Below are 934 nucleotides of genomic sequence, written 5' to 3' on the forward strand. Positions count from 1 at the left end.
ATAGCAATCATCTTCAGCATCTGGGCGGTCATTTTGACCATTAACTGTCACGGTGATCGTTTGTTCGTCATAACCACCTTGGTCATCAGTCACTCGAACTAAGAATGTCAGCTCATGAGTATCACCCGTCTTCATCATTTGTACGATGTCAGATTCGTCATCCAGTGTAAATGTCCATTCCCCCGTAGCAGCGTCGAGCGTAAATGTACCGTAATCGCCGTATGGCGAGCTACTGACAAGACTCCAGTTATGCTCGCTTGAAGAGTGATCAACATCGCTTGCCGTCAATGTCCCTGTTGCCACAGCGATACCATTGGTATCAACGTTGTTATCGTCGACTCCTATTTCATATACACTTTCATTGAATACTTGGTTGGTGATGATTGGCGCATCGTTTGTACCATTGATGACTACTGTAATCTGTTGCGTATCAAAGCCACCATGTGGATCTTCAACCCGAATGGTAAAGGTGAGCGTTTTGATATCGCCACGCTTCATTGCTTGTACCGCATCCTTAGTATCATCTAACAAGAACGCCCATTGCTGTGTAATTGGGTCAATGCTAAACGTGCCGTAATCGACATGGTTGTCGGCGCTGCTGAATGACCACGTTAGGGTGTTGTAAGCATTATCAATGTCGCCAGCAATCAAGTCACCATGGGTACTTGCCATGCCTGGCTCTAAGGCATTATTTTCATCAATTCCCATTTCGAGGACACTTCCTTGGGTGTCGTCACTGCTAATAACAGGAGCATCATTGGTACCGGTAATCGTGATTGTCACAATGGTTTCATTGCCATCACTCAACAACACTGTGAAGACTTTAGTCAGCTTTTCATCTTTCGTTAAACTGTCCACCGTATTATTTTGGTTAAGCGTGTACGACCAGTTACCTTCGTTATCCACGGTAAAGGTGCCGTAAACGTCACTGACG

General features: G+C 45.3%; 1 protein-coding gene. It reads right to left on the reverse strand.

Translation table 11 applies throughout. The annotated features are described in order from the left end of the window. Positions 1 to 934: VCBS domain-containing protein (locus AC1EU2_RS18735; protein WP_480299796.1), on the reverse strand; the 934-nt coding region annotated here is incomplete at both ends.

This window comes from Parashewanella sp. 2304DJ23-3 (assembly GCF_056591695.1).